Source organism: Roseateles sp. (assembly GCF_039595295.1).
GTDB lineage: Bacteria > Pseudomonadota > Gammaproteobacteria > Burkholderiales > Burkholderiaceae_C > Roseateles.
Genome location: NZ_JBCNLU010000032.1, coordinates 1 through 26,480, shown reverse-complemented (window position 1 = coordinate 26,480; position 26,480 = coordinate 1). Strand labels below are relative to the sequence as shown.

Annotated in this window: 20 protein-coding genes and 1 pseudogene; 9 read left to right on the top strand and 12 right to left on the bottom strand. The window is 68.6% G+C overall.

Features of this window, described 5'->3' with window-relative positions:
• Positions 1-11: 11 nt before the first annotated feature.
• Positions 12-3,131: a two-component regulator propeller domain-containing protein gene (locus ABDW59_RS19215; protein WP_343632071.1), complete on the top strand. Its 3,120-nt coding sequence runs from the start codon at positions 12-14 to the stop codon at positions 3,129-3,131.
• A gap of 73 nt (positions 3,132-3,204) precedes the next feature.
• Here the strand turns inward: ABDW59_RS19215 and ABDW59_RS19210 are convergent, their stop codons facing one another.
• Both ABDW59_RS19210 and ABDW59_RS19205 read right to left on the bottom strand, forming a co-directional pair.
• A complete protein-coding gene (locus ABDW59_RS19210) occupies positions 3,205-3,540 on the bottom strand; it encodes a helix-turn-helix transcriptional regulator (protein WP_343632069.1) in 336 nt (111 codons plus the stop codon).
• Positions 3,521-3,898, bottom strand: a complete 378-nt coding sequence (locus ABDW59_RS19205) for a type II toxin-antitoxin system RelE/ParE family toxin (protein ID WP_343632119.1) — start codon at positions 3,896-3,898, stop codon at positions 3,521-3,523. Before ABDW59_RS19205 ends, ABDW59_RS19210 begins: the two co-directional genes overlap by 20 nt.
• A 134-nt stretch (positions 3,899-4,032) precedes the next feature.
• Between ABDW59_RS19205 and ABDW59_RS19200 the strand changes: the two genes are divergently transcribed.
• Positions 4,033-4,419, top strand: coding sequence for a VOC family protein (locus tag ABDW59_RS19200; protein ID WP_343632067.1), 387 nt, complete (start codon positions 4,033-4,035; stop codon positions 4,417-4,419).
• A gap of 127 nt (positions 4,420-4,546) precedes the next feature.
• Here the strand turns inward: ABDW59_RS19200 and ABDW59_RS19195 are convergent, their stop codons facing one another.
• Complete coding sequence (locus tag ABDW59_RS19195; protein WP_343632065.1) at positions 4,547-7,774, bottom strand: efflux RND transporter permease subunit; 3,228 nt, start codon at positions 7,772-7,774, stop codon at positions 4,547-4,549.
• A 20-nt stretch (positions 7,775-7,794) separates the two neighbouring features.
• Positions 7,795-9,018 carry an efflux RND transporter periplasmic adaptor subunit gene (locus ABDW59_RS19190; RefSeq protein ID WP_343632063.1) on the bottom strand — a complete coding sequence of 408 codons (1,224 nt, stop codon included), beginning with the start codon at positions 9,016-9,018 and terminating at the stop codon, positions 7,795-7,797.
• Between the two features lie 451 nt (positions 9,019-9,469).
• Here ABDW59_RS19190 and ABDW59_RS19185 point away from each other — a divergent pair, with 451 nt between their 5' ends.
• The 3 genes from ABDW59_RS19185 (at position 9,470) to ABDW59_RS19175 (ending at position 14,208) form a co-directional block, all read left to right on the top strand.
• Positions 9,470-10,891: a YXWGXW repeat-containing protein gene (locus ABDW59_RS19185; RefSeq protein WP_343632061.1), complete on the top strand. Its 1,422-nt coding sequence runs from the start codon at positions 9,470-9,472 to the stop codon at positions 10,889-10,891.
• A 51-nt stretch (positions 10,892-10,942) separates the two neighbouring features.
• Positions 10,943-12,877: a DUF2235 domain-containing protein gene (locus tag ABDW59_RS19180; protein WP_343632059.1), complete on the top strand. Its 1,935-nt coding sequence runs from the start codon at positions 10,943-10,945 to the stop codon at positions 12,875-12,877.
• Between the two features lie 101 nt (positions 12,878-12,978).
• Complete coding sequence (locus ABDW59_RS19175) at positions 12,979-14,208, top strand: esterase-like activity of phytase family protein (protein ID WP_343632057.1); 1,230 nt, start codon at positions 12,979-12,981, stop codon at positions 14,206-14,208.
• A gap of 75 nt (positions 14,209-14,283) precedes the next feature.
• On the opposite strand, the gene ABDW59_RS19170 is transcribed toward ABDW59_RS19175, so the two are convergent.
• Positions 14,284-14,697: a hypothetical protein gene (locus ABDW59_RS19170; RefSeq protein ID WP_343632055.1), complete on the bottom strand. Its 414-nt coding sequence runs from the start codon at positions 14,695-14,697 to the stop codon at positions 14,284-14,286.
• Between the two features lie 279 nt (positions 14,698-14,976).
• On the opposite strand from ABDW59_RS19170, the gene ampC reads away from it, so the two are divergent.
• The 4 genes from ampC to ABDW59_RS19150 all read left to right on the top strand — a co-directional run bounded on the left by ampC (position 14,977) and on the right by ABDW59_RS19150 (position 19,727).
• Entirely contained in the window at positions 14,977-16,209 is a 1,233-nt protein-coding gene (ampC, locus tag ABDW59_RS19165; protein ID WP_343632053.1) for a class C beta-lactamase, read from the top strand.
• A 352-nt stretch (positions 16,210-16,561) separates the two neighbouring features.
• Positions 16,562-17,887 carry a 3-deoxy-D-arabino-heptulosonate 7-phosphate synthase gene (locus ABDW59_RS19160; RefSeq protein WP_343632050.1) on the top strand — a complete coding sequence of 442 codons (1,326 nt, stop codon included), beginning with the start codon at positions 16,562-16,564 and terminating at the stop codon, positions 17,885-17,887.
• A 69-nt stretch (positions 17,888-17,956) separates the two neighbouring features.
• Positions 17,957-18,409 carry a BlaI/MecI/CopY family transcriptional regulator gene (locus tag ABDW59_RS19155; RefSeq protein ID WP_343632048.1) on the top strand — a complete coding sequence of 151 codons (453 nt, stop codon included), beginning with the start codon at positions 17,957-17,959 and terminating at the stop codon, positions 18,407-18,409.
• Positions 18,402-19,727, top strand: a complete 1,326-nt coding sequence (locus ABDW59_RS19150) for a M56 family metallopeptidase (protein WP_343632046.1) — start codon at positions 18,402-18,404, stop codon at positions 19,725-19,727. The genes ABDW59_RS19155 and ABDW59_RS19150 overlap by 8 nt, the downstream gene beginning before the upstream one ends.
• Positions 19,728-19,771: 44 nt before the next feature.
• On the opposite strand, the gene ggt is transcribed toward ABDW59_RS19150, so the two are convergent.
• The 7 genes and pseudogenes from ggt to ABDW59_RS19115 all read right to left on the bottom strand — a co-directional run.
• Complete coding sequence (gene ggt / locus ABDW59_RS19145) at positions 19,772-21,391, bottom strand: gamma-glutamyltransferase (RefSeq protein ID WP_343632117.1); 1,620 nt, start codon at positions 21,389-21,391, stop codon at positions 19,772-19,774.
• A 196-nt stretch (positions 21,392-21,587) separates the two neighbouring features.
• Complete coding sequence (locus tag ABDW59_RS19140) at positions 21,588-22,046, bottom strand: DUF1178 family protein (protein ID WP_343632044.1); 459 nt, start codon at positions 22,044-22,046, stop codon at positions 21,588-21,590.
• A gap of 12 nt (positions 22,047-22,058) precedes the next feature.
• Positions 22,059-22,724, bottom strand: coding sequence for an NUDIX hydrolase (locus tag ABDW59_RS19135; RefSeq protein WP_343632042.1), 666 nt, complete (start codon positions 22,722-22,724; stop codon positions 22,059-22,061).
• Positions 22,705-23,040, bottom strand: coding sequence for a DUF2818 family protein (locus tag ABDW59_RS19130; protein ID WP_343632040.1), 336 nt, complete (start codon positions 23,038-23,040; stop codon positions 22,705-22,707). Before ABDW59_RS19130 ends, ABDW59_RS19135 begins: the two co-directional genes overlap by 20 nt.
• Positions 23,041-23,065: 25 nt before the next feature.
• Entirely contained in the window at positions 23,066-24,547 is a 1,482-nt protein-coding gene (nuoN, locus tag ABDW59_RS19125) for an NADH-quinone oxidoreductase subunit NuoN (protein WP_343632038.1), read from the bottom strand.
• A 12-nt stretch (positions 24,548-24,559) separates the two neighbouring features.
• On the bottom strand, positions 24,560-26,029 hold the full coding sequence (locus ABDW59_RS19120; RefSeq protein WP_343632036.1) for an NADH-quinone oxidoreductase subunit M: 1,470 nt from the start codon (positions 26,027-26,029) through the stop codon (positions 24,560-24,562).
• 18 nt (positions 26,030-26,047) lie between these two features.
• Positions 26,048-26,480, bottom strand: a pseudogene (locus tag ABDW59_RS19115) (NADH-quinone oxidoreductase subunit L); the annotation flags it as partial.

The following is a 26,480-nucleotide window of genomic DNA, read 5'->3' as shown; positions in this document are numbered from 1 at the left end:
GCCCGCGATTCATGCGACTCACGCGATTCACACGCCTCCCTGCCGTCTGCCTCGCCGCGCTGTTGACCGCCGGGGCGCTCGCGCCCGACCGCGTCCTCGCTCAGGCGACGACGCCGTCCACGCAGCCGCTCGCGCAGTTGCAGCACAGCAGTTGGACGCTCAAGGACGGGATGCCTGGCCCGGTGATGGCGATCGCTCAAACAACGGACGGCTACCTCTGGCTGGGTACCGGCACGGGGCTCTACCGCTTCGATGGCGTGCGCTTCGAGCGCTTCGACACCCTGGCGGGCGAGCACCTGCCCAGCCGCCAGGTCATGTCCCTGCACGCGACCCGGGACAACCGGCTGTGGGTCGGTCTGCTCGAGGGCGGCGTCGCCCTGGTGAAGCAAGGTCACATCGAACACCTCGAACCGAAAAGCCCGCCCGGCGGCCTCTTCTCGGTGTCGACCCGCAGCATCGCCGAGACGCGCGACGGCACGATCTGGCTCGCCACCGGGCGCGCGCTGCTGCGACGCGAGGGGGACCGCTGGGTCCGGATCGGACCGGAATCGGGCTACGGCACCGGGTCGCAGCCCCCGCCCACGATCAACCTCCAGATCGACGGCGGTGACAACGTCTGGGTCTGCACCGACCAGACGCTGTATGTGCGCCCGGCCGGCAGCACGCGCTTCGTCCAGGCGCTGGGGGACCTCGGCCTGGGCATGCGGCAGCTCGCCATCGACCACGAGGGACGCGCCTGGGCCAGCGGGGCCTCCGGCAGCGATCGGCGCTTCGTGCGACTCGCGCTCCCCGGGCAGACCGATGAGGGCCCCAGCGTGAGAACGCCCATGAGCATGTTCATGCCGGCGTTCGATCGCGAGGGCAAGCTCTGGTTCGGCGGCAATCGCGGGCTGCTGCGCACCCGCGCGGCCGGCGATTCCAGCCCTTCGCGGAACCCGCCCGTCGACGGCGACTGGGACCTGCTGCTGCGCGACAGCGGCCTGACCGGCGATCTGGTGATGCGGGTGTTCCAGGATCGCGACGGGGCGATCTGGGTGGGCACCAACGGCGGCCTGGACCGCTTCCGCGGCGCGGCGGTGGAGCGTGTCGCGCTGCCGGACCTCGACACCGGCGCGACCATGGCCACCAGTGCGACGGGCGAGCTCTGGATCGCAGCGCGCAACATCGTCTACCGCCGCCCCGCCGAAGGTGGCTCGCTGGTGCCCGTCCCGGTGCGCGGCCAGATGGAGACCTTCACCGCGATCTTCATCGACAGCCGGCAACGACGCTGGATGGCCGGTCGCAACGGGCCCTGGCGGCAGGAGGGAGACCGGTTCGTCCAACTCCCGTCGCCGGACGGCGTGCCCTGGCATGCCGCGGCTTTCGAGTTCACCGAGGCCGCCGACGGTGCGATCTGGTTCAACGCCAACCGCTACGGGCTGCTGCGCTACGCCGACGGCAAGACCGAATGGATGTCGGGCCGCCAGGGCTTCCCTCAGGGCGGCGCCGACGCCATCGGCGCCGACGCGCGCAAGCGCCTCTGGTTCGGCTACGGCGACGGCTCGCTGCGCCGCCTGGACGGCGAGAAGCTCTCGGTGATCACGCCGGCCGACGGCCTCCAGATCGGCGGCATCAAAGTCATCACCGGGCATGGCGAGCACCTCTGGATCGGCGGCGAGAACGGCGTGCAGCTGGTCAGCCAGGCCGGCATGCCCGTGCTGCGTCTGAGCGATCCGGACGCGCTCGAAGGCGTGTCGGGGCTGATCGAAACGCCGGAGGGGGATCTCTGGCTCAACGGCGCCAGGGGCATCACGCACCTGACCGCCAACGAGGTCCGGCGCGCGCTCGCCGATCCCGCGTACCGGCCGCATGGACGCCGCATCGACCTGCTGGACGGTCTGACCGGTCGCGCCGAGCAGTCCTGGCCGCTGCGCACGGCGCTTCGAACGCCTGACGGGCTGCTGTGGTTCGCCCTGAACAACGGGCTGGTGACCATCGATCCGGCGAAGCTGGTCGGGGACGAGATCACGCCCCCGCCGGTCGACATCCAGCGGGTGATCGTCAAGGGCGTGCCGATGCCGCTTCCCGCGGCGCAGCCGGCGATGCTGGCGGCCGGCACGCGTGACCTGGAGATCGAGTACACGGCGATGAGCCTGAGCCTGCCCGAGCGCACGCGCTTCCGCTACCGCCTGGAGGGCCAGGACGCCGACTGGATCGATGCGGGGTCGCGTCGTCGGGCCTTCTATACCAACCTCGGCCCCGGCCGTTACGAGTTCCGCGTCGAGGCCTCGATCGACGGCGGCCCGTGGAGCGCCACCCCGGCCACGCGTCGTCTGCACATCGAGCCCACGCTGACGCAGTCCACCTGGTTCCGCGTGCTGGCGGGACTGGGGGGCGTGCTGGTGCTGTTGGGTGCCGGCCTGCTGCGCGCGCGTCAGAACGCGACGCGCCGCCGCGAGCGCCTCGCCGCCCGCGTGCAGGAGCGCGAACGCATCGCCCGCGATCTGCACGACACGCTGCTGCAAGGCGTGTACGGCTTGATCCTGCGTTTCGAGGCGGTGGCGCGGCGCCTGCCCGCGGACGAGCGGGTGGCGATGGAGCGGGTGCTGGTCGATGCCGACGCCTTGCTGGTCGAGGGCCGTGACCGCGTCGCCGATCTGCGGCTGCCGCCGCCGGACACGGGCCGGCTGGAGCAGACGCTGGACGCGCTGGGCACGCAGCTGGCGCAGACGCACGGCGCGGCCTTCGCACTGGCGGTCGAGGGCACGCCGCGGGCACTGGCGCCGGCGCTGTCGGCCTCGCTGTGCCTGATCGCGCGGGAGGCCATCTTCAACGCCTTCCAGCATGCGCAGGCCGATCGCATCGAGGTGACGGTGAAGTACGGCGCGGACAGCTTCAGCCTGTTCATCCGCGACGACGGCATCGGCGTGCCCGACGACGTGCAGGAACGCGGCGGCCGGCCCGGGCATTGGGGACTCTCCGGCATGCGCGAGCGGGCGGAGCTGGCGGGCGCGGAGTACCGGTTGAGCTCGCGGCCGGGACTGGGGACACAGGTGGAGTTGTGCGTGTCGGCAGACCGGGCGTATGAGCGGGGTGTCGCGCAGCCGGGGCGCAAGCGATGGGGACTCCCATGGGGGCAGGAGCGCACTTGAGCGCAGGCTCGGCGGTGGCTCAGACATACGAAGGGCGCTCCATGGAGCGCCCTTTCTCTGGCGAGTCCGCCGTCTATGCGAACGCCAGGAACAGATGACCGACGGGTTCGGCGGCGCGGGTCACCTTGATCTCGATGTCATAGCCCAGCCGGTTCAGGCAGTCCATGAGCTTGCGCTCCGACAGATTCGCGAAGTCACCGCGCATCATCGCGGACACCTTGGGCTGCGGAATGCCCATGCGACGGGCCGCCTCGACCTGCGTCAGCCCCAGACGCTTCATGGCTCGGGTGATCTCGACGACCAAGCCCGATTTGATCTTCAGCTTGTCTGCATCCGGGAGCGCCAGATCGGCGAACACGTTGCCGCTACCAAGCTCAACGTCAACTGCTTCAGGCTTTCTTGAAGCCATGTCGAATCTCCTTCACATACGCTTCCGCGACCTTCAGTCGATCACGGATCAGGTTGATGTCCTCCCTCGGAGTCGAGATACCGCTCTTGCTCTTCTTCTGGAAGCAATGCAGGACGAATACTGCTTCCTCGAACCGGACTGTATAGACCGCTCGGTAGGTTCCGCCAGCATCGTCTTCCACGACCTCCAGAACGCCCGCGCCGCCGAAACCCTTGAGCACCTTGGCTGCGTCGTGCTGCTCACCGCGCTGTGCGAAATCCAGGGCGTGACCGAAGAACCGACGCAGGTCGAGAGGAAGCGCCATCAGGTCCTTCCTGCTACTGCCAATGAAGGCCAGAGGCTTCTCGCTCGTGCTCAGCATTCCAAAAACTATACCAGAACAGGTATACGTTTCTTCGCTCTTCGTTCTTGGATGCACCCCGGCGAAGCCGCAATACAACCAAGCGATCCGACGCGCTACGCTCCCCTCCTCTCGACCCACAGGAGCACCCGATGAAACGAGTCACCGGCATCGGCGGTATCTTCTTCCAGGCCCAGGATCCCGCCGCGCTGCATGCCTGGTATCGCACGCATCTGGGCGTGGACGTCCAGTCCTGGGGCGGCGCGGCCTTCGACTGGACCGGCGACGACGGCAAGCCCGTCGGCGGCACCACCGCCTGGTGCATCGGCAAGGCCGACGGCGAGGGCTACGGCCCCGCCAAGGCGCCCTTCATGATCAACTACCGCGTCGCCGACTTGGCCGCCCTGCTCCAGGCGCTGCGCGACGAGGGCTGCCAAGTGCTCGAGAAGACCGAGGAATCCGAGTACGGCAAATTCGGCTGGGTCATCGACCCCGAGGGCAACAAGGTCGAGCTCTGGGAGCCGCCGCCCGGCGGCTGATCGCCCAACGGCGCTCCCCATGAGAAAGGGCTCCGTCGTCGACGGAGCCCTTCTGCCTTTCAGATCCTGTGATCCGGCCTTCGAGAGGCGAGACCGGCATCACCGCGGCGTCACGCCGCGGCCGCGCTCAGTCGGCGCCGTGCGGTTGCGCCGCGCCTTCGCCGCGACGGCTCTTGCCCGTGATCCGGCGCCAACCCGAGACGAGCAGGCGGTAGACGAAACGGATCAGCGTCAGGAACAGCACCACCTCGACCAGCCCCATGACCACGGCGCCGGCCGTGGTCCAGCGCGCCTCGCGCTGATGGAACTTGGCCAGGAAGGAGTCGCGCTTGATCTCGATGCTGTCGTAGAAGCTGGGCACCATCAGCAGCGTCAGGAAGGTCGACGTGATCGTGCCGCCGATGATGGCCACCGCCATCGGACGGTAGAACTCGCCGCCCTCGCCGATCCCGACCGCCACCGGCAACATGCCGGCGATCAGCGCGAAGGTCGTCATCAGGATCGGACGGAAGCGCTTGCGGCCCGCGTGCATCAGCGCTTCCTCGCGCGGCACGCCGTCGGCCTCCTCCTGGCGCGCCGCATCGAGCAGCAGGATGGCGTTCTTGGCCACCAGACCGGCCAGCATGATGATCCCGATGAAGCTCATCAGATTCAGCGTGCCCTTGGTCAGCAGCAGCGCCACCACCACGCCGATCAACGACAGCGGCAGGGACAGCATCACCCCCAGCGGCGCGGTGAAGCTGCCGAATTGCATCACCAGGATCAGGTACATCAGGCCGATGCCGGACACCAGCGCGATGCCCATCGCGCTGAACACTTCCTGCTGGTCCTTGGCCGCGCCGGCCAGCTCGATGCCGTAGCCCGGCGGGAAGTTGATGGCCTTGGCCAGCTTCAGCGCGTCGGCGGTGACCTCGCCCGGCGAGCGCCCGTGCGCGTTGGCCGACACCGCGATCATCCGCTTCCCGTCCGCGTGCTGGATCTTGGCCGGGCCCTTGCCCATGGTCACCGTGGCGATCTGCTCCAGCGGCACCATCACGCCCGCGCCCGTCACCGCGATGGGCAGACGCTCGATGTTGCTGGCGTCCACCCGGTCCTCCGGCGCCAGCCGCACCGCCACGTCGCGGGTCTCGCCGCTGGGGTCCACCCAGTCGCCGACTTCCACGCCGGCGAAGGCCACCCGCAGCGCATTGGCCGCGTCGCCCACCGAGATCCCCAGCGAATTCGCGAGACCGCGATTCATCTCGATCTGCAGCTCGTTCTGCGGATCCTGTTCCGAGAGACCGACGTCCACCGCGCCCTTGACCTTGCGCAGCTGCGCCATGTAGTCGGTGGTGATCTCCATCAGCTTGCGCGAGTCCGCGCCCGAGAAGCGGATCTGCACGGGCTTTTGCGCGCCGTTGTTCAGGTCGTCCAGCACGACGTACTCGGCACCGACCAGGCGCGCCACCCGCGTGCGCAGATCGGCGGCGATCTCGGCCGCGCTGCGCTTGCGCTTCGTGCTCTTGCCCAGGTCCACGTAGATGCGGCCGCCGCTGGCGTTCACGTTCTCGTTGGTCGCGACGACCTCGGGGATTTCACGCGCCAGCTTGGACGCGGCGCCCATCTTCAGGCGGGCGTACTCCAGGCTGGACGAGGCCGGGGTGCGGACCTCGATGGCGATGGTCCCGGAGTCCGAGGCCGGCAGGAAGCTGGTGCCGCCGAAGGTCGACTGCAGCACGATCGCGCCGACGAAGCTCATGATCGCGAAGGCCGCCATCCACTTGCGGTGGTGCAGCGCCCAGGCGATGACGTTGCCGTAGCGGTCGGCCTGACGGTCGAACCATTCATTGAAGCCCTGCAGCTTCTTGGAAATGCCGGTCTTGGGCGCCTCGTGATGTCCCGGCGGGTCGCCCCAGAAGGCCGACAGCATCGGGTCCAGCGTGAACGAGATGAACAGCGACACCAGCACCGAGGCCACCACCGTCAGGCCGAAGGGCCGGAACCACTCGCCCGACACGCCCGGCATGAAGGCCACCGGGATGAACACGGCCACGATCGAGAACGTCGTCGCCGCCACCGCCAGGCCGATCTCGGCCGTGCCCTTGAGCGCCGCCGTGCGGCGGTCCGCGCCGCGCTCCATGTGGCGCACGATGTTCTCGCGCACCACGATGGCGTCGTCGATCAGCACCCCGATGGCCAGCGACAGGCCCAGCAGGCTCATGAAGTTCAGCGTGAAGCCGCACAGCCACACCGCGATGAAGGCCGCCACCACCGAGGTCGGCAGCGACAGCGCGGTGATCATGGTCGAGCGCCACGAGTTCAGGAACACGTAGACCACGAAGATGGTCAGGCCCGCGCCGAAGACCAGCGCGTGGATCACGTTGTTCAGGCTGTCCTGCGCGTCCTGGCCGCCGTCCTGCACGACCTCCAGCTTGGTCCCGGACGGCAGGGTCTTGCTGATCTCATCGACCAGCTTGCGCACTTCCTTGGCGACGCTGACCGTCGACGCGTCCCGCGAGCGCGTGATCGCGATGCCCACGTTGGGATGGCCGTTGCGCACCGACAGACCGGTCTGCTCGGCGAAGCCGTCCTGCACCGTCGCAACCTGACCCAGGCGGATCAGCTCGCTGCCCGAGCGCTTGACCACGATCTGGTTGAAGTCGGCCGGCGACTCGATGCGGCCCAGCAGGCGGATGCTCTGGTCTTCGAGCTGGCCGCGCACCTTGCCCACCGGCGCCGTCGTGTTCTGCATGCGCAGCGCGTTGACGACCTCGGTCACCGAGACGTTGAACTCGCGCAGCTTCTGCGCGTTGAGCAGCACCGACAGCTCTCGCTTGAGCGAGCCGTTCACCGACACCGTGGCCGTGCCCGGGATCGCACGGAAGCGGTCGGCGAGCTGGTCCTCGGCCAGGCGCGAGATCTCCGCATGCGACTGGCTGCTGGAGGACAGCGCCAGCTGCATGATGGGCTGCGCCGAGGGGTCGACGCGCTGCAGCACCGGCTCGCGCATTTCCGTGGGCAGCTTGTGCCGGACCGCGGCGATCGCGTTGCGGACCTCGTCGGCCGCCTCGATCATGTTCTTGTCGAAGTTGAAGAACAGCAGCAGCTGGGCCGAGCCCTCGCCCGAGGTCGAGCGCACCTCGTTCACGCCGGAGATGCTCTGCAGCGACTTCTCGATGCGGTTGACGATCTCGCGCTCGGAGGTTTCAGGCGACGCGCCCGGATAGCTGATGCTGACGACCAGCAGCGGCAGGTCCACGTCCGGCCGCTCGTTGACGCGCAGCTTGGACAAGGCCAGCAGGCCCAGGGCCATCAAGCCGATGATGATCACGATCATCGCGATCGGCTTCTTGACCGAGAAATTGGAGAGGAACATGGTTCAGGCTCCTTCGCGCATCACTGCGCCGACGCGGCCGAAGCCATCGGCAGGGCCGGCGTGGCGGCGCCGCCCGTGGGCGCCGCGGCGGGCGCGCCCTTGCTCGAGTTCAGGCCGGCGCCGCCGGCGACGGCCGGGGCCTTGCCCAGCTCGACACGCTGGCCGCTGATCAGGGTGCTGGTCGGATTGCGCAGGATGCGATCGCCCTGCTTCAGGCCGCCGGTCACGACGTAGAGACCTTGTCGGTCGTCTCGCGCCCCCAGCTGCACCGGGGTCTTGACGACCTTGCCGCCGTCGATGCGCCAGACATAGCTCTTGTCGCCCTCGCGCACCAGCGCGCCGTCGGTGGCCATCAGCGCCGAGACGCTGGTCGTCTGCACGCGGCCCTCGGCATACAGGCCGGCGACGCCGGGCTGTTGCTGGCCGGCAAAGTCCACCAGCACCTCGACCTGACGCGTGCTGGCGTTGGCCGCCTGGGCGATGCGGCGCACCTTGCCCTGGAAGTCGATCTGCGGATAGCCGTTGACGCGGAAGAAGACGGTCTGGCCGAGCTTGAGCTCGGACATGCGGTCGGCCGAGACCAGCCCCTCGAAGCGCATCGAGCCCGGGTCCATGACCTTGATCAGCTCCTTGCCCAGCTGGGCGGAGTCGCCGGGCGAGACCTTGCGGTCGCTGACCACGCCGTCGAAGGGCGCGCGCACCTCGGTGCGCTGCTGCTGCTGGCGGGCGGTGGCGAGGCGGGCGCGGGCGCCCACCAGATCGCTCTGCGCGTTGTTGCGGCGGATCTCGGCATCCTCCATGGCCTGGATGGAGCTCATGCCTTGGGCTTGCAGCGTCTTCAGGCGCTGGTACTGGCGCTCGGCCTGCTCGAAGCTCTGGCCCGCGGCGCGGGCGGCTTCGTCGGCGGACTGCACCGAGTCGCGGATGGCGGTGTCGTCCAGGCGGACCAGCAGGTCGCCGCGCTTCACGCGCTCGCCGTTCTCCTTGTAGACCTGCAGCACGATGGCTTGCAGCTCGGCGCGCAGATCGGCGCGGCGCTCGGGCTGGATGGAGCCGGTGATGACGGGGCCGCTGGCGTATTCGGAGATGCCCAGGGTCAGGACGTCCTCGTTGGCCACGAGCAGGCTGGGCGCGCTGGCGGCGGCGTCCGCGGGTGTCGCGGCCTGCTTGTCGCCCCCTCCGGGTTTGCCGCAACCGGCAAGCAGGGACGCAGTGACAAGGGCGATCAGCGAGAGACGCAACATGAAGCGGGCTCCAGGAGGAACGTGGCGGGAAGCGGGGCCTCTTTCAGAAGAGGCTTCGAATGGCGTAAAGATGTGTGCCGCGTGCGCAAAGCGCAAAAAGGCGCGCTAGCTTAACGTCATCCCCGACCCGTGAAGGTGGTCATGCGCGCGGCTCATCCTCGGGAATCAGCGTTTCGTCGCAAGCGCCCCCGGAAGGGGGATGGGTACGGCGCGGGTACATCCGCTCAGGGGCGATCGTCACGCGTCGGCGGCGGCTTCCTCACGAGCTCGGCACGCCGCCCGCACTTGGCGTCGACGGGTTCTGAACGGGGCTGAACGGGACGCTGAAATCTTCCTCACGCGGCCCTCACGAAGCGGCTTACGACCGGAAACCGCGCGGCGGAACGGGCGTCAACGGACGCCGCCGGCGGGCGTTGGGCGGGGACATTCCGCTCATCCCAAAAGGACAACCATGACCCCGCGTCATTCCTTGCGTCTCACCGCCCTGGCCGCGGCCGTCGCCGCCGCGGCATTGGCCGGCTGCGTGGCGCCCGCCCACACCAGCGTCCGCGCCGACATGCGCGTGGGCGCTCCCGCCTGGACCCCGCCGCCTCCGCCGGTCAGCGTCTACATCGAGCCGCCGCTGGTCCAGCCCGAGCCGGTCTTCGTCGACGTCGCTCCGCCGCCGATGCTGGTGGAGGTCCCGCCGCCCTCGCCCTTCCCGGGCGCCGTGTGGACCGGCGGCTACTGGGGCTGGCATCAAAGCCGCTGGGTCTGGTGCGCGGGCCGCTGGTCGGCGCCGCCGCGGCCGGACTACGTCTGGGTCCAGCCCTATTACGAGCACCGCGACGGCGCGGTGGTCTTCGTCTCCGGCTTCTGGGCGGCGCATGACGTGGCCTTCGTGCCGCCGCCGTCCGGGCTGCACCTGGCCGTGGAAGTGGCGATCGGCGGCGGCTCGCGGCCGATGGGCCCGATGGGGGTGTTCGTGCCGCCGCCGCCCGGATCGCGGCCCGGTCTGATCGTGCCCGCGCCGATCGGCACGCCGCCGGCCGTGGTCGTCAGCGCGCCGCCGGTGGTCAACGTCGGCATGCGCATCCAGCACAACGTCAACATCGACAACAGCGTCCACAACACGGCCAACAACACGGTCAACAACACGACGACCAACATCAACAACGTCCGCAACGTCACCAACATCACGAACGTGACCATCGTGGCGCCCGCCGGCGCCACGGCCAGCGGCAAGGCCTTCCAGAACAACGTGCCCGCCGCGGCGCATCTGGCGGCAGCGCTGCCGGCGCAAGTCCACGCCCCGGCGCCGGTCCCCGCGAGCAACGCCGCCGTGCCGACCTACTCGCCGCGCGGGCGTGCACCGGGCATGCCATTGCAGGATGCACAGCAGGCTCAACAGGCCCAACGCCAGCGCGATCAACAGGTCCGAGATCAACAGCTGCATGACGAACAGCGGCGCGATCAGCAGATCCAGGCATCGCAGCGCGAGCAGCAGATGCGGGAGCAGCAGGCCCAACGCGATCAGCAGATGCGCGATCAGGAGCGCCGCGACCAACAGGCCCAGCGAGACCAGCAGATGCGCGACCAGCAGATGCGCGACCAGCAAGCGCAGCGCGATCGCCAGATGCGCGATCAACAGATGCGGCGCGACCAGGACATGCAGCAACGTGAGCAGCAGCGCGAGCAACAGCATGAACAGCAGGCGCAGCGTCAACACGAGCAGCAGGTCCAGCGCCAGCAGGAGCAGCAGGCCCGCGAGCGCGGGCGGGCGCAGGCCACGGCGCGCGCGCCGCATCCGGCGGCGAGCCAGCCTCACCGGGATCCGCGACACGCGGACGACAAGGAGAGGGACAAGGAGAAACAACCCGAGCGCCGCGAGTGAGCTAAGGTCGGCCTCATTCGACGGCGCATGAGCGCCGCGCAGGAGGCCTTCTTGGATACACCCTCGCTCCCCAAGCGCAACCTGGTGCTGTGCTGCGACGGCACCAACAACACGCTGACCGGCGGCTACCAGGACACCAACGTCCTCAAGCTCTTCGGCTATCTGCGCAACCAGCAGCCGACCATCCCGACGCTGCTCTATTACGACCCCGGCGTCGGGTCGCCGCAGTCAGCGCCGCCCACGGACCTGCTGGACTGGCTCAAGCGCACGACCGAGCGCGTCTCGGGCCTGGCCTCGGGCCAGGGCGTCTACGACAACATCGGCGAGGGCTACGCCTTCCTGATGCGCGAGTACAGCGAGCAGAGCGACGACCGCATCTTCTGCTTCGGCTTTTCCCGCGGCGCCTTCACCGCGCGCGCGATCGTCGGGATGGTCAATCTCTTCGGCATCCTGCGGCCCGAGCACCGCGAGCTGATCCCGACGCTGATCCGTATCTACTTCTCGCTGCCGCCCGAGCACGACCAGGCCGCCAACCGCAAGACCCTGGGCCAGTCGCTGACGCGATCGCTGCACCGCGCCTGGGCCCATCCCGGCAAGGCCGCCGCGGAGCCCGGCCGCCCCGCCGAGGAATCCGCCGACAGCGCCGACCGCAACGACCTCGCCCGTCAGGTCCGCAACAACTTCGCCCGGCCCGCCGACATCCATTGGGTCGGCGTCTGGGACACGGTGGAGTCGGTCGGCCTGCCGCCCTTCGGCTCCCGCACCAACCCGGCCACGGCGACCTTCGCGGACAAGCCGCACATGCTCAACGTGCGGCACGCGCTGGCCTTCGACGAGCACCGCTGGCCTTTCCTTCCCCGCGTCTACGACTCGCCCTGCCATGCCGACATCGACGGCATCGACGTCAAGGGACGCGCCATCGTGCGCACGCTGCGCCAGTGCTGGTTCCCGGGTGTGCACTGCGACGTCGGCGGCAGCTATCCCATGAGCTCGCCCGACGACCCGCTGCATCCGCATGGCCGCACCGGTCTGGCCGACGCCTCGCTGCAATGGATGATCGATGAGGCGGCCAGCGAGCTCGGCGTTCCGCCGCTGGGTCCGCTGCCCAAGGGCGACGGCGCCTTCGGCATGCCGCTGCCGGAAGCCTTCCCCGGTGCCGTACCGCTGCGCCACGACGCGCTGCACGACTCGCCGATCTGGGCGCTCGCCGGCATGACGGTGCGGCGCATGACGACGGAGAGCGTCCGCATTCCCGACCGCCCGCCCATCCTGGTCGACGTCCAGCCGCAATGTCCACCGACCCCGCGCCCCGGCCCCAGCGTCTGGGATCAGCGGCGCTCGGTCGCCTGGATGCTGGCGGCGCTGGTGCTCGCCTGGCTGTGCCTGGCGCTGTCGGGCTGGAATCTGCGCGACCGCGCGAACCTGGAGATCGCCCTGCCCGCCACGCCGCTGGACTGGCGCGCGGTCGTCGACGGGACGCGCGACTTCCTGCTGGACGCGCCGCTCGCGGCCGTCGGCTATGCGGAGTTGCAGGCCGACGTGGTGCTCAAGCGCGCGCTGGATCCGCCGACGCTGATCGGCGTGCCGGGACTGCGCGCGGGCGTGGTCTGGGGCATGGTCTGGGATCTGGCCTTCCTGGCGATGGCGGGCTATCTGCTGGCGCGGCTGTCCTCGCGCGTGTTCACCTGGGCGGCGGGATGGCGCCAGCCGCATGACCCGGCGCCGTGGTGGCTGCTGGCGATGGGCTGGCTGCCTGCGGGGCTCGTCGGCGCCGATGTGGCCGAGGACCTGCTGACCCTGGTAGGCATGGCCATGGACGTCTGGGGCATGCCCACCTTCGCCTGGTTGACGCTGTGCCTGATGGGGCTGTTCTCCGTCGCCAAGCTGATCGCGCTAGCCCTGTGCGTGATCGTGTTCGTGGGCGGCCGCGCGCTGCTGGCCGTATGGCCCGCGGAGTCGGTCGGCAAGGTCGGACGCAAAGCCTGACCCCGGCGCGGCGGGGTTGATCGCGCGCAGGCGAGGCGCGCCGTCACCACACCGCAACATCCAGCAAAGAACATGACACGCATCATCAACGAATGCCTGTCATGCCGATCACGAAGTCCCTGGGTCACGCCCTTCGCCGCTCCTTCCACAACGCCTTCAGCCACTCCGTCCGCCTCGCCGCCGTCCCGACGGCCCTGGCGCTGGCCGCCGCCGCCCTGCTCTGCGCCTGCGGCGGCAGCGACGACGAGACCTCGTCCGACGTCAGCGTGTCCAGCCTGCGCCTGATCGGCCAGCAGGTCCTGCCGCGCCGCATGAACTATCAGGGCACGACGGTTGGCGGCCTGTCCGGCGTGGACTACGACGCCAAGAGCGACAGCTACCTCTTCGTCAGCGACGACCGCACGACCACCGATTCGTCCAACGCGCCGCGCATGTACACGGCCAAGCTGGCCTTCGACGCGAGCACTTTCAGCGCGGTGACCTTCACCGGCGTCGTGACCATGAAGCAGCCGGGCGGCGGGGACTATCCGAAGGTGCCCGACGCCAAGGTGGCCGATCCGGAGTCGGTCCGCATCGACCCGGTCAACGGGAACTACGTCTGGCTCAGCGAGGGCGACCGCACGCTGGCCGCGCCGGCGCGCATCATCGATCCCTTCATCCGCGAGATCACGCCGCAAGGCACGCATGCGCGCGAGTACAGCCTGCCGCCGATGTTCAAGATGAGCGCCGACAACACCGGCCCGCGCGGCAACCTGGTCTTCGAGGGATTGAGCTTCTCGCCGGACGGCAAGTCCGCCTGGGTGCTGATGGAGGGCGCGCTGCTGCAGGACGGCGCCGCGCCGACCACCACGACCGGCAGCGCCTCGCGCCTGACGCGCTTCGATCGCGCCTCGGGTCAGGCCGCCGCGCAGTACCTGTATCCGATCGAGAAGGTGCAGGCCGCGCCGGTGCCGGCCGACGCCTTCACCGTCAACGGCCCGACCGAGATCCTGGCGCTGTCGGCGACGCGTTTTCTGGTGCTGGAGCGCAGCTTCTCGGTCGGCGTGATCGGCAACCAGGTGCGGCTCTACGAGATCGACACCGCCGCCGCGACCAACGTGCTGACGGCGGCCTCGCTCACCGGCGCGACGCCGGTGACCAAGCGCCTGGTGCTGGACTTCGAGACGCTCAAGACGCAGCTGGGCGGCATCGCCAATCTGGAGGGCATGACCTTCGGGCCGCGACTGGCCAACGGCCGCCGCAGCCTGGTCGTGGTCGCGGATGACAACTTCCCGACTGCGGACTCGCCCACTGATCGCAATCAAGTGCTGGTCTTCGAGATCCAGCCCTGATCGTCGCCACCGGGTCCGCCGCGCGAGCCCCGGGTCAGGCCATGCCGCCCCTTGCTCGGGCGAGGCGGCGCGGTCTCACTGTCCGCGCTCGGCGCGCTCGATCATCTTGTCCTGCAGGTCCAGCTTGGGCCCAGCCAGGTCGCGGACGTTGGGGATGCCGGAGGATCTCTGCTCCGGCGGCTTGGGCGGCGTGTAGACGGAAATGTTGCCGCCCTTGACCTGGTGCTCCACCGCGCCCTTGGGGCACGGATCGCTCGTGTAGAGCGTCTTGCCGTCGACCACGCAGCGGCGCACGCCGCCGGCCGCGCTGTCCTTGGTCTCACTCAAGGGCGGGGGCAGCGGCGGCAGCGGCTTGTCGCTGCCGTTGTCGAACTTGAATTCCTTGGGGATCTGCGTCTGCGCCTCGCGCAGCAACGGAATCTCGTCGCGCTTCTTCCAGGCCAGTACGCCCACAAACGCCGCGACGATCAGCAGCAAAACCAACCGCATGTGATGACACTCCCTGTCGCCCCCGCCCTCTTGTTTGAATGAACGATGGAATGGGTGGGCGGGGCGACCGGGATCATAGCGAGCCCGAGATGACGCCCGCGCGACGGGCGTCATGGCGGGCTCACACCCGCCGTCTGAACTGCAGATCCTCGATCAGCGTGCCGTCGTTACGGCATCGGACGTGTAACCGGACTTCCGAGCCGCTGTTCGGTCCGTCCGGCCTATCGTCCTGCCCATGCCGCGCACGTCGCGACGGCGATTTTCCAAGAGGTGACTTCCATGCATTGGCTCCAGCGCATCCCCGCGACTTTGAGCTCCCTGGCGACAGTGGCCGCCGCCGCGCTGCTCGCCGCCTGCGCCCTGCCCGCCGCGGCGCAGTCGGACAAATCCGCCGGCGCCACCGGCACGAGCACGGACACGCCCGGCACGACCGAGGCCGCCACGCTGCGCGCCGTCGTCGACGCCGCGATCCGGCCGCTGATCGCCAAGCACGATATCCCCGGCATGGCCGTGGCGGTGACCGTCGACGGTCGCGCCTACGTCTTCAACTACGGGGTGGCGTCTCGCGAGACCCAGCGTCCCGTCGACGACGCGACGTTGTTCGAGGTCGGCTCGGTGAGCAAGACCTACAACGCGACGCTCGCGACCTACGCGGTGGCGCGCGGCAAGATGGCGCTGGACGATCATCCCGGCCAGTACCTGCCCGCGCTCAAGGGCCATCGCATCGACCGGGCGACGCTGCTGCAACTGGGGACCTACACGGCAGGCGGCCTGCCGCTGCAGGTGCCCGACGAAGTCGAGGCGCAGGGCGACGCCGGCATGCTGCGCTACTTCCAGAACTGGCAGCCGGTCGCGGCGCCCGGTGAGAAGCGGCTGTACTCCAACCCCAGCATCGGGCTGTTCGGGCATGTGGCGGCAGTCGCGCTCAAGCGGAGCTTCGCCGACGCGATGGAATCGGAGCTGCTGCCTCAGCTGGGTCTGAAGCACACCCACATCCGCGTCCCGGCCGGCGCGATGGGCGATTACGCCTGGGGCTATCGACAAGACAAGCCGACGCGAGTGAATCCCGGCGTGCTGGACGCCGAGGCCTACGGCATCAAGACCACGGCGGGGGATCTGATCCGATTCGTCCAGTTGAACATCGATCCGAGCGGCCTGCCCGTGGCGGCGCGCCAGGCGATCGAAGGGACGCATGTCGGCTATTACGAGCACGGACCGATGACCCAGGCGCTGGGCTGGGAACAGTACGCGTGGCCGGTCGCGCTGGATCAGCTGCAGGCGGGCAACTCGATCGCGCGGGAACTGGTGCCGGTCAAGCGGCTGGCGAAAACGCCCGAGGGCCCACGGCTGTTCAACAAGACCGGCTCGACCCGGGGCTTCGGCGCGTACGTGCTCTACGTGCCGGAGCGCCGCATCGGCGTGGTGATGCTGGCGAATCGCTTTTATCCGAATGAGGATCGGATCAGCGCCGGGTACGAGATCTTGAAGCGGCTGGATCAGCGGGGGAAGTAAGGCATGGCGGGTGGGGGTCTGCGAAGAGCTCGAAGACCCTCTCCCCCGCCCTCTCCCGCAAGCGGGAGAGGGAGCCACAGAGACCGAGCGCTCCCGCAAGCGGGAGAGGGAGCCGCCGAGACCGAGCGCTTCGAGGACCTCGAAGACCCTCTCCCCCGCCCTCTCCCGCGAGCGGGAGAGGGAGCCACAGAGACCGAGCGCTCCCGCAAGCGGGAGAGGGAGCCGCCGAGACCGAGCGCTCTCGCTTGTGGGAGAGCGCCCGCCTTACCCCCTCGCCCGCTTGCGGGAGAGGGCTGGGGAGAGGGTCTTCGAGCTCGCCGAAGTACCCCACCCCGCCCCGCACAATCCGTGCATGTCCTCGACCCCGCCCGATCCCACGCTCGCGTCCGTGCTCTCGCGCATCGCGACACGCCGACATCGCGTGCCGGAGTTGCCACGCAACGCCGCCGAGGCACGGCGAACCGATCCCTGGACCGCCCTCGCATTCGCGATCGAACGCGCACGCATCGCGGTCGAGAGCGGCGGCCCGACAACCCCCGATGAACACGCGCTCTTCACGGATACCCTGCTCCGTCTGATCCGCGACGCGATGCATCCGGATCGTGGCGACGCTTCTTTCCAAGTCATGGTGCTGCGCCACCACGAGCCGCGCGTACGCGAGTACGCCTCGCTCTCCGCCGGCGCCGATACGGACCGCCGACACGTCAAGTCGATCGTGAACGCGACAGCCCATCCCGCGAAGCTGGCGCGTCAATCCCCCGGCCCCGCGCGTGACGCCTTGGCCCTCCTGCATCACGCGGCGACCCGCATGGACTGGCCCGCCCTGCGCGCCCTCCCCGCGCTCCACGACGACGCCTCGCTGGCCCGCCTCATCCGCCTGGACGAGCTCTCCAGCGATGCCCTTGTCCTCCGCTATCGCGCGATGATCCAACAACAAGGTCCCGCCGCGGGCAGCGAGGCCGCGCTCGATCAAGGCGCGCAGGCCCAACGACGCGGCGCCCGCGGCGAGGCGCTCTGCGCCGACGCGATGGCGCTTCTCGCCGGCCAGCTCAACGGGCACGGCGACCCGACGACGCCCCGCTGGCGCATCGCCAGCTCACTGCGCGTCCCCGGCCTGCTGGCCGGCGACGCCTCAGGCGCCAAGGTCGAGTGGGACGTGGCCTTGCTCCGACGCGCCGAGGGCGAGACCTGGCACCTGATGCTGCTCATCGAGGCCAAGGCTTCGGCCGATGCCGCATCGACCGACCTCCCCAAGCTGCTGCGCGGGCTGCGGCTGCTTCGCGCCGCCGATCCGTGCGCGACCTACCTGTTCAAGACCGCCTCCGGCGAGTTGCGCCTGACCGGCGCCTCGCTCGCCGCACTCGACGCGGACGCACCGGATCTCGGCGGCCGCCTCCTCTACTGCTGCGATGGCGACGAGGATCTCCGCCCTCGTCTCCTCAGCGCGGCGAGTCGGATGCAGCTGCTCAGCGCGGAGACCAGCCTCGAGGTCGCCGCGCGACTCGAACGAGGCGACGCAGTCGAGGCTCGGGCGTTGACACCGGTCTGGGACGCGCTTCGGACCTCGCCTCGATTCCTCGGCGTCCTGCACCAGTACGCCACCCTGCTGCGCGTGCGCGCGCTGATGGTTCACCCCGACGACCTGGCCGACGCCGCGCGCGCTCCGCATCAACCCTGAGTTGACGACTTCATTTACAGCTGTAATCATTCAACGATTACCGACGTAAACGACACATCGTCGACTCGCATGAAGCAGGAACTCCCCCCGATCACCGAGGCCGAGGCGCAGGTCATGGAAGTGCTGTGGCAGTCCTCGCCGCTGTCGGCCGAGGACATCGCCGCCGCGCTGGCCGAGCAGCAGGACTGGCAGCTCGCCACGGTCAAGACGCTGCTGAACCGGCTGCTCAAGAAGGACGCGCTCGTCGCCGAGCGCGACGGTCGCCGCTTCCTCTACGCGCCGCGCTTCCCGCGCGCCGACTGGGCCCATGGCGAAAGCCTGTCGCTGCTCGACCGCCTCTTCGGCGGCAGCCTCGCGCCGCTGGTGGCGCACTTCTCGTCGCATCGCAAGCTCAAGGCCAGCGATGTGAAGGCGCTCAAACAGCTGATCGAGGAGTACGAGTCCCGGGACGCCAAGGCGTCGAGTTCCGAAGCCTCCGCCAAGCCCGCCAATCCCGTCAAAGGAGCGAAGCGAAATGGCTGAGGTTCTGCTCCATGGCCTGCTGAAGCAGACGCTTCTGCTTTCCCTCGTCGCGATCGGGCTGCTCGCCTTGAGGCGCCTCATCGCGCGTCAGTTCGGGCCAGGTCTTGCCTATGCGAGCTGGGCCGCGCTGCCGCTGCTGCTCGTCGTGGCGCTCCTGCCAGTAAGCCGTCCGGCCGCGCAGGTCTCGGCGCAGATCGTCGAGCAGATCGCCCCGGTGCTCGCCCATTCGCCGGCGTTGACCCTCCCCCCGCTGGGAACCGGTCATGCGCTGGCCATCGCGCTTGCGCTCACGCTCTGGGCTCTGGGCGCGCTGGCCATCGCAACGCGCATGGTCTGGCTGCAGCGGCGCTTTGGCGCGTCCCTGGCGCGCGAGGACGGCAGTCCGCATTGGATCGGCGAGCAAGGCCCGGCGCTGGTCGGTCTGTGGCCGGCCCGGCTGGTCCTGCCGCCGGACTTTGAGCAGCGCTTCGACGCGCGCCAACGTCCCCTGGTCCTCGCCCATGAGGAGGTCCATCGCCGACGCCTCGACAACCACTGGAATGCCCTGGCCGCCGCGCTTTGCGCGCTGCACTGGTTCAACCCCGTCGCTTGGCTGGCGCTGCGCGCGATGCGCGCTGATCAGGAACTCTCCTGCGACCACGCCGTGATGCGCGACCACCCCGGTAGCCAAGCCGATTACGGCCGTGCGCTGCTGCGTGCGCAAGAGTCCCCGTCCCCGCTCCAGCCGTGGTCCGGCTGGCGCTCATCCCACCCATTGATCGAAAGAGTTGCCATGCTGGCTGTTCGCCCCCGTTCCCGCTCGCGCCGACTGATGGGCGCGCTCTCCCTCTGCGCCCTGGCGCTCGGCGCCGGCGGCGCGGTGCATGCGGTCAACGCAGCAGCGCCCACCGAGGCCTCTGCCACCAAGGGCGAACCGATCGCGCTGGAAATGATCGTGCAGTTCAACCAGCGCGATGCGGCCGGCGGCACGCAGCAGAAGCTGATCCCGCAGCTGCGACTCCTCACCAACGACGGCGAGCGCGCCTTGGTCGTGATGGGCGGCAAGCCCTACGAGCCCACGCCCGATCAGGTCCGCATCGAAGCCGTGCCGCGCCGGGTCGACCCGACGCATGTGCTCGTGGGCTTCGACATCAGCCTGGGCGGCAAGCCGTTGGTCAAGAACGCCGCGATCCAGATCGAGGACGGCAAGGACGCGGGTCTGCACACTTCGCCCGACGGTGAGCCGGGCACCGAGCTCGTCCTGCGCGTGCGCACTCTGCCGGCATCGGACGTTGCGGCGATGAAGGCCGAGGCCGGCGACAAGCCCCGCAAGCTGTGATCGGCGCAGCCGCCGACGCGCTCGCGCCGGCGGCCCGCCGATCCTCAATAACCCAACGCCAAGCCCGTGTTCCGCCGCGGATCGTTCGCGCCGTAGAAGCGGTTGTTCCCGACCGGCTTCCCGGTCAGCGAGGGCGCGCCGATGATGATGGCGGCGAGATGGTTCGCCTCCTGCGGCTTGCCGAACTGGTGGCCCATCGCCTCCAGCATCCGGCGCGTGTCGGGCGACAGCGCGTAGCGCTCGACATTGGTCGCCTCCGGCTGCCATTGCTGGTGGAAGCGCGGCGCGTCCACCGCCTCCTGCACGTTCATGTCGTAGTCGATCGCGTTGATCATGGTCAGCAGCACCGCCGTGATGATGCGGCTGCCCCCCGGCGTGCCCACCACCATCACCGGCTTGCCGTCCTTGCTCACGATGGTCGGGCTCATCGACGACAGCGGCCGCTTCCCGGGCGCGATGGCGTTGGCCTCGCCCTGCACCAGGCCGTACATGTTGGGCACGCCGACCTTCGAGGTGAAGTCGTCCATCTCGTTGTTCAGCAGCACGCCGGTCTTGGCCGCCGTGACCTTCGCGCCGAACCAGTCGTTCAGCGTGTAGGTCACCGACACCGCATTGCCCCACTTGTCCGCGATCGAGAAATGCGTGGTGTTGCTGCCCTCATGCGGCGCGACCCCGGGCTTGAGCGCCGCCGACGACGCCGCTTTCGTCGGATCGATGGCGGCACGGATCTTGTCCGCGTAGGCCGGATCCAGCAGCCGCTGGATGGGGTTCTTCACGAAGTCCGGATCGCCCAGCTGGCTGTTGCGATCGACGTAGGCATGCCGCATCGCTTCGATCTGGTAATGCACGCCCTGCGCCGAACCCCAGCCCAGCTCCCGCAGCGGATAGCCCGAGAGGATGTTCAGCATCTCGCAGATGACGACGCCGCCGGAACTCGGCGGCGGCGCGGACACCACGTGGTAGCCGCGGTAATCGCATTCGACGGGCGCCAGCTCGCGCGTCTTGTACTGGTCCAGGTCGGCCTGCGTCAGGATGCCCTTGCCGGCCTGGCTGGACGCCACGATGGCCTGCCCCACCCAGCCCTTGTAGAAGCCGTCCGTGCCCTTGACGCTGATCTCTCGCAGCGTGCGCGCCAAGTCCTTCTGCACCAGCTTGTCGCCGACCTCGAAGCGCTTGCCCTTGTTCAGGAAGATGGCGCCGGAGGCCGGATCGGCCTCGAAGTCCTTGGTCGCGGTGTGGAACATGTCCACGTCGCCCTGCTGCAGCGCGAAGCCGCGCTCGGCCAGTGCGATCGCCGGCGCGATCAGCGCGGTGCGCTTCATCGTTCCGTACTTCTCGCGCGCGTATTCGAGGCCCGACACGGTGCCGGGCACGCCCACCGCGAGGTGGCCGTGGGTGCTCAGGCCCTTGACGACGTTGCCGTCCTTGTCGAGGTACATGTCGGCCTTGGCCGCCAGCGGCGCCTTCTCGCGGAAGTCGAGGAAGGTCTTGCGGCCGTCGGCCAGTTGGACGGTCATGAAGCCGCCGCCGCCCAGGTTGCCGGCCGCCGGATAGACCACCGCCAGCGCGTAGCCGACGGCCACCGCCGCGTCGACCGCGTTGCCGCCGTCCTTGAGGACGTCCACGCCCACGCGCGTGGCCAGGTGCTGGGCCGTGACCACCATGCCGTTGGGCGCCATGACCGGCGCGACGGATGCCGCGAGCACCGACTCTGACGGCGCGAAGGCCAGCGACGCGCCGGCCGCGGCCGCGCAGACGAGCAAACGGAATGACTTCATGAACCTGATCTCCGTGTTCTGGGACCGGCTGATTCGACACCGGGCGGGTGTCGGAAGCAAGCGGGCAACGGATCTCAGGGTGTTATTGCAACGGATCCTTCAACGCATCGAGCACCGGCAGCGCGACGACCTCGATGCCCTCGTCGGCCAGCTCGCGCGCCTCGTCGGGCGTGGCGCGGCCGCGGATGCCGCGCTCTTCGGCCTCGCCGTAATGGATGCGGCGCGCCTCGGTGGCGAAGCGGTCGCCGACGTCCTCGGTGTTGGCCATCATCGTGCGCACCGCTTGCAGGACCTGGCGTTGCAATTCGATGGGCGTGGGAGTCGTCGGGGGCACGGACGTCGACGTGGACGCAGCGGCTGACGCGGAGGACTCGGCGCCAAGATTGAGCCGCGGCGCGCTCGGCATCTTGCGCACCTGCGCGCTGTTGCACAGCGGACAGCTCAACAGGCCGCGCTGCTGCTGCGAGTCGAAATCGGACGCGGACGCGAACCAGCCCTCGAAGCTGTGTCCGGCCTCGCAGGCGAGGTTGAGCACCAACATGATCCGACGATGCTAGCGGCTTGCGGCCTCGTCCGCGCTGATCCACTGCAAAGGCCATGCGCCGGCCCGCCAGCGCTGCAGCCATTGCAGACAGACCAGCGACTTGGCGTCGCTGATGCGGCCGTCGAAAGCCATGCGATCCAGCTCGTCCTCGCTCAGCTCGACCAGGTCGAGGAACTCGCCCTCGTCCAGCCGGCGCTCGCCGGCCTGCAGACCGCGCGCGAAGAAGATCTCGATGCGCTCGTCGGAATAGGCGATCGCGTTGTGCATCACGCCGGCGTAGGCCCACTCGCGGGCGGTGTAGCCGGTTTCCTCCAGCAGCTCGCGCATCGCGCAGCGCAGCGGCGATTCCTGCGGATCCAGCTTGCCGGCGGGAAACTCCGTGACCACACGGCCCAGCGGATAGCGGTACTGGCGCTCCAGCAGCACGCGGCCATCGTCCAGCAGCGGGACGACCACGGCGGCGCCGGGGTGACGGATGTACTCGCGAGAGGCCTCCCGGCCGTCGGGCAGCGCGACGCGGTCGCGCTTCACCTGAAGAAAACGACCCCGCAGGATCCAGTCGGATGCCAGCGGGGTCTCGCGCAGATGCTTGTCGGAATCGCCGGCCGGCGGGATGCCGATCACCTCGTCCTGGGATTCAACGGGGGGATTCGCTTCAGGCAGTTTCTTCGTCATCGAACTCGCGCACCTTGGATCGGGAGCGGCGCAGATAGCGCCACACAAAGCCGGGGAAGCCCAGCGTCACGAACAAGGCCAGCCCGGCGGCGTAGAACTCCCAGCCTTGCGGAAAACGCTGGCCCAGCCGGGACTCGAGTCCGAAGCCGATGGCCAGCGTGATCAGCGCCAGCAGCGCCACTTCCAGCACGCGCCAGCCGCCGGCCTTGGGCTCGCGGCGCGGACCGATCAGCAGGATCCGCGGGCTGAGATACGGGAGGTTGGCCGCGACCAGCGCGACCACCAGCACCGTCCAGATCGAAGCGCCCTGCTCCATGGTCCGCGCGGATCCGTGAGCCTGATCAGTGCGCCAGGGCGCGGGTCACGGCCTGGCTGCACAGAGCCAGCAGGCCACCGGGCAGCAGACCGAAGACCAGCACGGCGATGCCGTTCAGCGACATCACGATGCGAGCGTCAGCCGGGGCGTTCAGGGGCGTGTGATCGGTCGGCTCGTCGAAGAACATGACCTTGACCACGCGCAGGTAGTAGAACGCGCCGACCAGCGACAGGATCACCGCGATCACCGCCAGCCACAGGTACAGCGATTGGCCGGTCGTGATCATGGCTTGGAGCACGGCCAGCTTGCCGTAGAAGCCCACGGTCGGCGGAATACCGGTCAGCGAGAACATGTAGATCGCCATCACCAGCGCATACCAGGGGCTGCGCTTGAACAGGCCGGCCAGATCGCTGATCTGTTCGGACTCGAAGCCCTGGCGCGCCAGCAGCATCACCAGGCCGAAGCTGCCTAGCGTGGTCAGCACGTAGGTGATCGCGTAGAACATGGCCGAGCTGTAGGCGTTCAGCGCATGGTTGTCGGCTTGGCCGTTCACCACGCCCGAGGCCAGACCCAGCACGACGAAGCCCATCTGCGAGATCGTCGAGTAGGCCAGCATGCGCTTGAGGTTGGTCTGCGCGATCGCGGCCAGATTGCCCACGACCAGCGAGGCCACCGCCATCACCAGCAACATCTGCTGCCAGTCATTGGCCAGACCCAGCATGCCTTCCACCAGCAGACGCAGGGTGATGCCCAGCGCGGCCAGCTTGGGAGCGCCGCCGATCAGCAGCGTCGCGGCGGTCGGAGCGCCTTGGTAGACGTCGGGGACCCACATGTGGAAGGGGGCGGCGCCGAGCTTGAAGCCCAGACCGGCGACCACGAAGACCACGCCCAGGATCATGACGGCCTTGTTGGGCACGCCGGTGGAGATCACTTCGAAGACGCGCGGGATCGCCAGCGAGCCGGTCGCGCCGTACATCATCGACAGGCCGTAGAGCAGGAAGCCCGAGGCCAGGGCGCCCAGCACGAAGTACTTCATCGCGGCTTCGGTCGAGACCGTGTGGTCACGACGCAGCGCCGTCAGCGCGTACAGCGACAGGCTCATCAACTCCAGACCCAGATAGATCATCAGGAAGTTGTTGGAGGCCACCATCACCGACACGCCCAGCAGCGACAGCAGGCTCAGCGTGAACAGCTCACCCTTGAGCATGTCGCGCGACTCCGCGTACGGACGCGCGTAGACCAGCGTGACGATCAGGGCGATGCAGCTGACGCCGCTCAGCAGATGGCTCAGCGGGTCGATGACCAGCATGCCTTGCATCGCGTCGACGGACGCGTTGCCCATCGCGCAGAAGTGCATCGCACCGACGACGACCAGGCTCAGCTGCGTGAGCCAGTAGGTCGGCGTGCGACGCGGGTCGGTGACGAACAGGTCCACCAGCGCGACCACGCAGGCCAGCACCAGCAACAGGATTTCGGGATAGACCGCGACCCAGTTCATGTCGTTCATTGTGTTGGGTCCTTATTGGAGCTTGGAGACCGCGACGTGCTTGAGCAGCGCGTCGACGGACTGGTGCATCACGTCGGTGAACGGCTTCGGGTACAGACCCATGTAGAGGGTCGCCAGCGCCAGCACGCCCAGCATCAGGAACTCACGCGCGTTGATGTCGGTCAGGTTGCGGACGTTGTCGTTGGTCACCGGGCCGAAGTAGACGCGCTTGATCATCCACAGCGTGTACGCCGCGCCGAAGATCAGCGCCGTGGCCGCCAGCAGGCCGATCCAGAAGTTGTGCGCCACCGCGCCCAGGATCACCATCCATTCGCCCACGAAGCCCGCCGTCGCCGGCAGACCGCAGTTGGCCATGCCGAAGAACACCGCCAGCGCCGCGAACTTGGGCATGGTGTTGACCACGCCGCCGTAATCGGCGATCTCACGCGAGTGGACGCGGTCGTACAGCACGCCGATGCACAGGAACATCGCGCCCGACACGAAGCCGTGCGAGATCATCTGCACCAGGCCGCCCGAGACGCCCAGCTCGTTGAAGATGAAGAAGCCCAGGGTCACGAAGCCCATGTGGGCGACCGACGAGTAGGCCACCAGCTTCTTCATGTCGCGCTGGACCATGGCCACCAGACCGATGTAGATCACCGCGGTCAGGGACAGGCCGATGATGAACCAGTCGTAATGACGGGCCGCATCAGGCGCGATCGGCAGCGAGAAGCGCAGGAAGCCGTAGGCGCCCAGCTTCAGCATGATGGCCGCCAGGACCACCGAGCCGCCGGTCGGCGCTTCCACGTGAGCATCCGGCAACCACGTGTGCACCGGCCACATCGGCACCTTCACCGCGAAGGCCGCGAAGAAGGCGAAGAAGAGCAGCGTCTGCGCCGGCATCGCCAGCGGCAGCTTGTGCCATTCCAGGATCTCGAAGCTGCCCGACTGGCTGTAGAGATACAGCAGCGCGATCAGCATCAGCAGCGAGCCGGCCAGCGTGTACAGGAAGAACTTGAAGGCCGCGTACACGCGACGAGGACCGCCCCACACGCCGATGATGATGTACATCGGGATCAGCGTGGCCTCGAAGAACACGTAGAACAGCATGCCGTCGAGCGCGCAGAACACGCCGATCATCAAGCCGCTCAGGATCAGGAAGGCGCCCAGGTACTGGTGCACCCGCGTCTCGATCACTTCCCAGGCCGCGATCACCACGATGATCGAGATGAAGGCCGTCAGCGGGACGAACCACATCGAGATGCCATCCACACCCAGGTGGTAGTGGATGTTGAAGCGCTCGATCCAGGATGCGTTCTCGACGAACTGCATCGCTGCGGTCGAGGTGTCGAAACCGCTGATCAGCGGAAGCGTCACCAGGAACGAGATGATGGAGCCGACCAGCGCCAGCCAGCGCGCCGCGCCGGCGTTGTTCTCGCGACCGATCGCGAGCAACAGGCTCCCAATGACGATGGGCAGCCAAATGGACAGACTTAGCAACATTCTTATTCTCCGCCCGCGTCAGAGGCCGAACAGGGCCTTGAATTGGGGCCCCATGTAAGGCCACAGCTGCCAGGTCATCAGACCCACGACACCCAGGATCATCACCAGCGCGTACCAGTACAGGTGGCCGGTCTGGATCAGGCGCACCAGGCCGGCGACGCCGCCCACCGTGCGCGCCGAGCCGTTGATCAGCACGCCGTCGATGACGCCCTGATCGCCGCCCTTCCACAGACCGGTACCGATCAGGCGGGCGCCGCGCGCCAGCACGTTCTCGTTGAACCAGTCCATGTAGTACTTGTTCTCCAGGATGGTCACGATCGGGCCGAAGATCCGCGCGAAGGCCGCCGGGATCGCCGGGTAGACCATGTAGAACAGATACGAGACCACGACACCGCCGATCGCCAGCCACAGCGGCAGCGTCTGGATGCTGTGCATCGCCATCGCGACCGGG

Coding starts and splice junctions, on each gene's coding strand:
- ABDW59_RS19130 (WP_343632040.1), bottom strand. CDS start 23,040: ATGGAGCAGGGCGCTTCGATCTGGACGGTGCTGGTGGTCGCGCTGGTC.
- ggt (WP_343632117.1), bottom strand. CDS start 21,391: ATGGTGGTCACGGCCCAGCACCTGGCCACGCGCGTGGGCGTGGACGTC.
- ABDW59_RS19170 (WP_343632055.1), bottom strand. CDS start 14,697: ATGCGGTTGGTTTTGCTGCTGATCGTCGCGGCGTTTGTGGGCGTACTG.
- ABDW59_RS19150 (WP_343632046.1), top strand. CDS start 18,402: ATGGCTGAGGTTCTGCTCCATGGCCTGCTGAAGCAGACGCTTCTGCTT.
- ABDW59_RS19120 (WP_343632036.1), bottom strand. CDS start 26,029: ATGTTGCTAAGTCTGTCCATTTGGCTGCCCATCGTCATTGGGAGCCTG.
- ABDW59_RS19215 (WP_343632071.1), top strand. CDS start 12: ATGCGACTCACGCGATTCACACGCCTCCCTGCCGTCTGCCTCGCCGCG.
- ampC (WP_343632053.1), top strand. CDS start 14,977: ATGCATTGGCTCCAGCGCATCCCCGCGACTTTGAGCTCCCTGGCGACA.
- ABDW59_RS19185 (WP_343632061.1), top strand. CDS start 9,470: ATGACCCCGCGTCATTCCTTGCGTCTCACCGCCCTGGCCGCGGCCGTC.
- nuoN (WP_343632038.1), bottom strand. CDS start 24,547: ATGAACGACATGAACTGGGTCGCGGTCTATCCCGAAATCCTGTTGCTG.
- ABDW59_RS19140 (WP_343632044.1), bottom strand. CDS start 22,046: ATGTTGGTGCTCAACCTCGCCTGCGAGGCCGGACACAGCTTCGAGGGC.
- ABDW59_RS19155 (WP_343632048.1), top strand. CDS start 17,957: ATGAAGCAGGAACTCCCCCCGATCACCGAGGCCGAGGCGCAGGTCATG.
- ABDW59_RS19195 (WP_343632065.1), bottom strand. CDS start 7,774: ATGTTCCTCTCCAATTTCTCGGTCAAGAAGCCGATCGCGATGATCGTG.
- ABDW59_RS19160 (WP_343632050.1), top strand. CDS start 16,562: ATGTCCTCGACCCCGCCCGATCCCACGCTCGCGTCCGTGCTCTCGCGC.
- ABDW59_RS19210 (WP_343632069.1), bottom strand. CDS start 3,540: ATGGCTTCAAGAAAGCCTGAAGCAGTTGACGTTGAGCTTGGTAGCGGC.
- ABDW59_RS19190 (WP_343632063.1), bottom strand. CDS start 9,018: ATGTTGCGTCTCTCGCTGATCGCCCTTGTCACTGCGTCCCTGCTTGCC.
- ABDW59_RS19175 (WP_343632057.1), top strand. CDS start 12,979: ATGCCGATCACGAAGTCCCTGGGTCACGCCCTTCGCCGCTCCTTCCAC.
- ABDW59_RS19135 (WP_343632042.1), bottom strand. CDS start 22,724: ATGACGAAGAAACTGCCTGAAGCGAATCCCCCCGTTGAATCCCAGGAC.
- ABDW59_RS19200 (WP_343632067.1), top strand. CDS start 4,033: ATGAAACGAGTCACCGGCATCGGCGGTATCTTCTTCCAGGCCCAGGAT.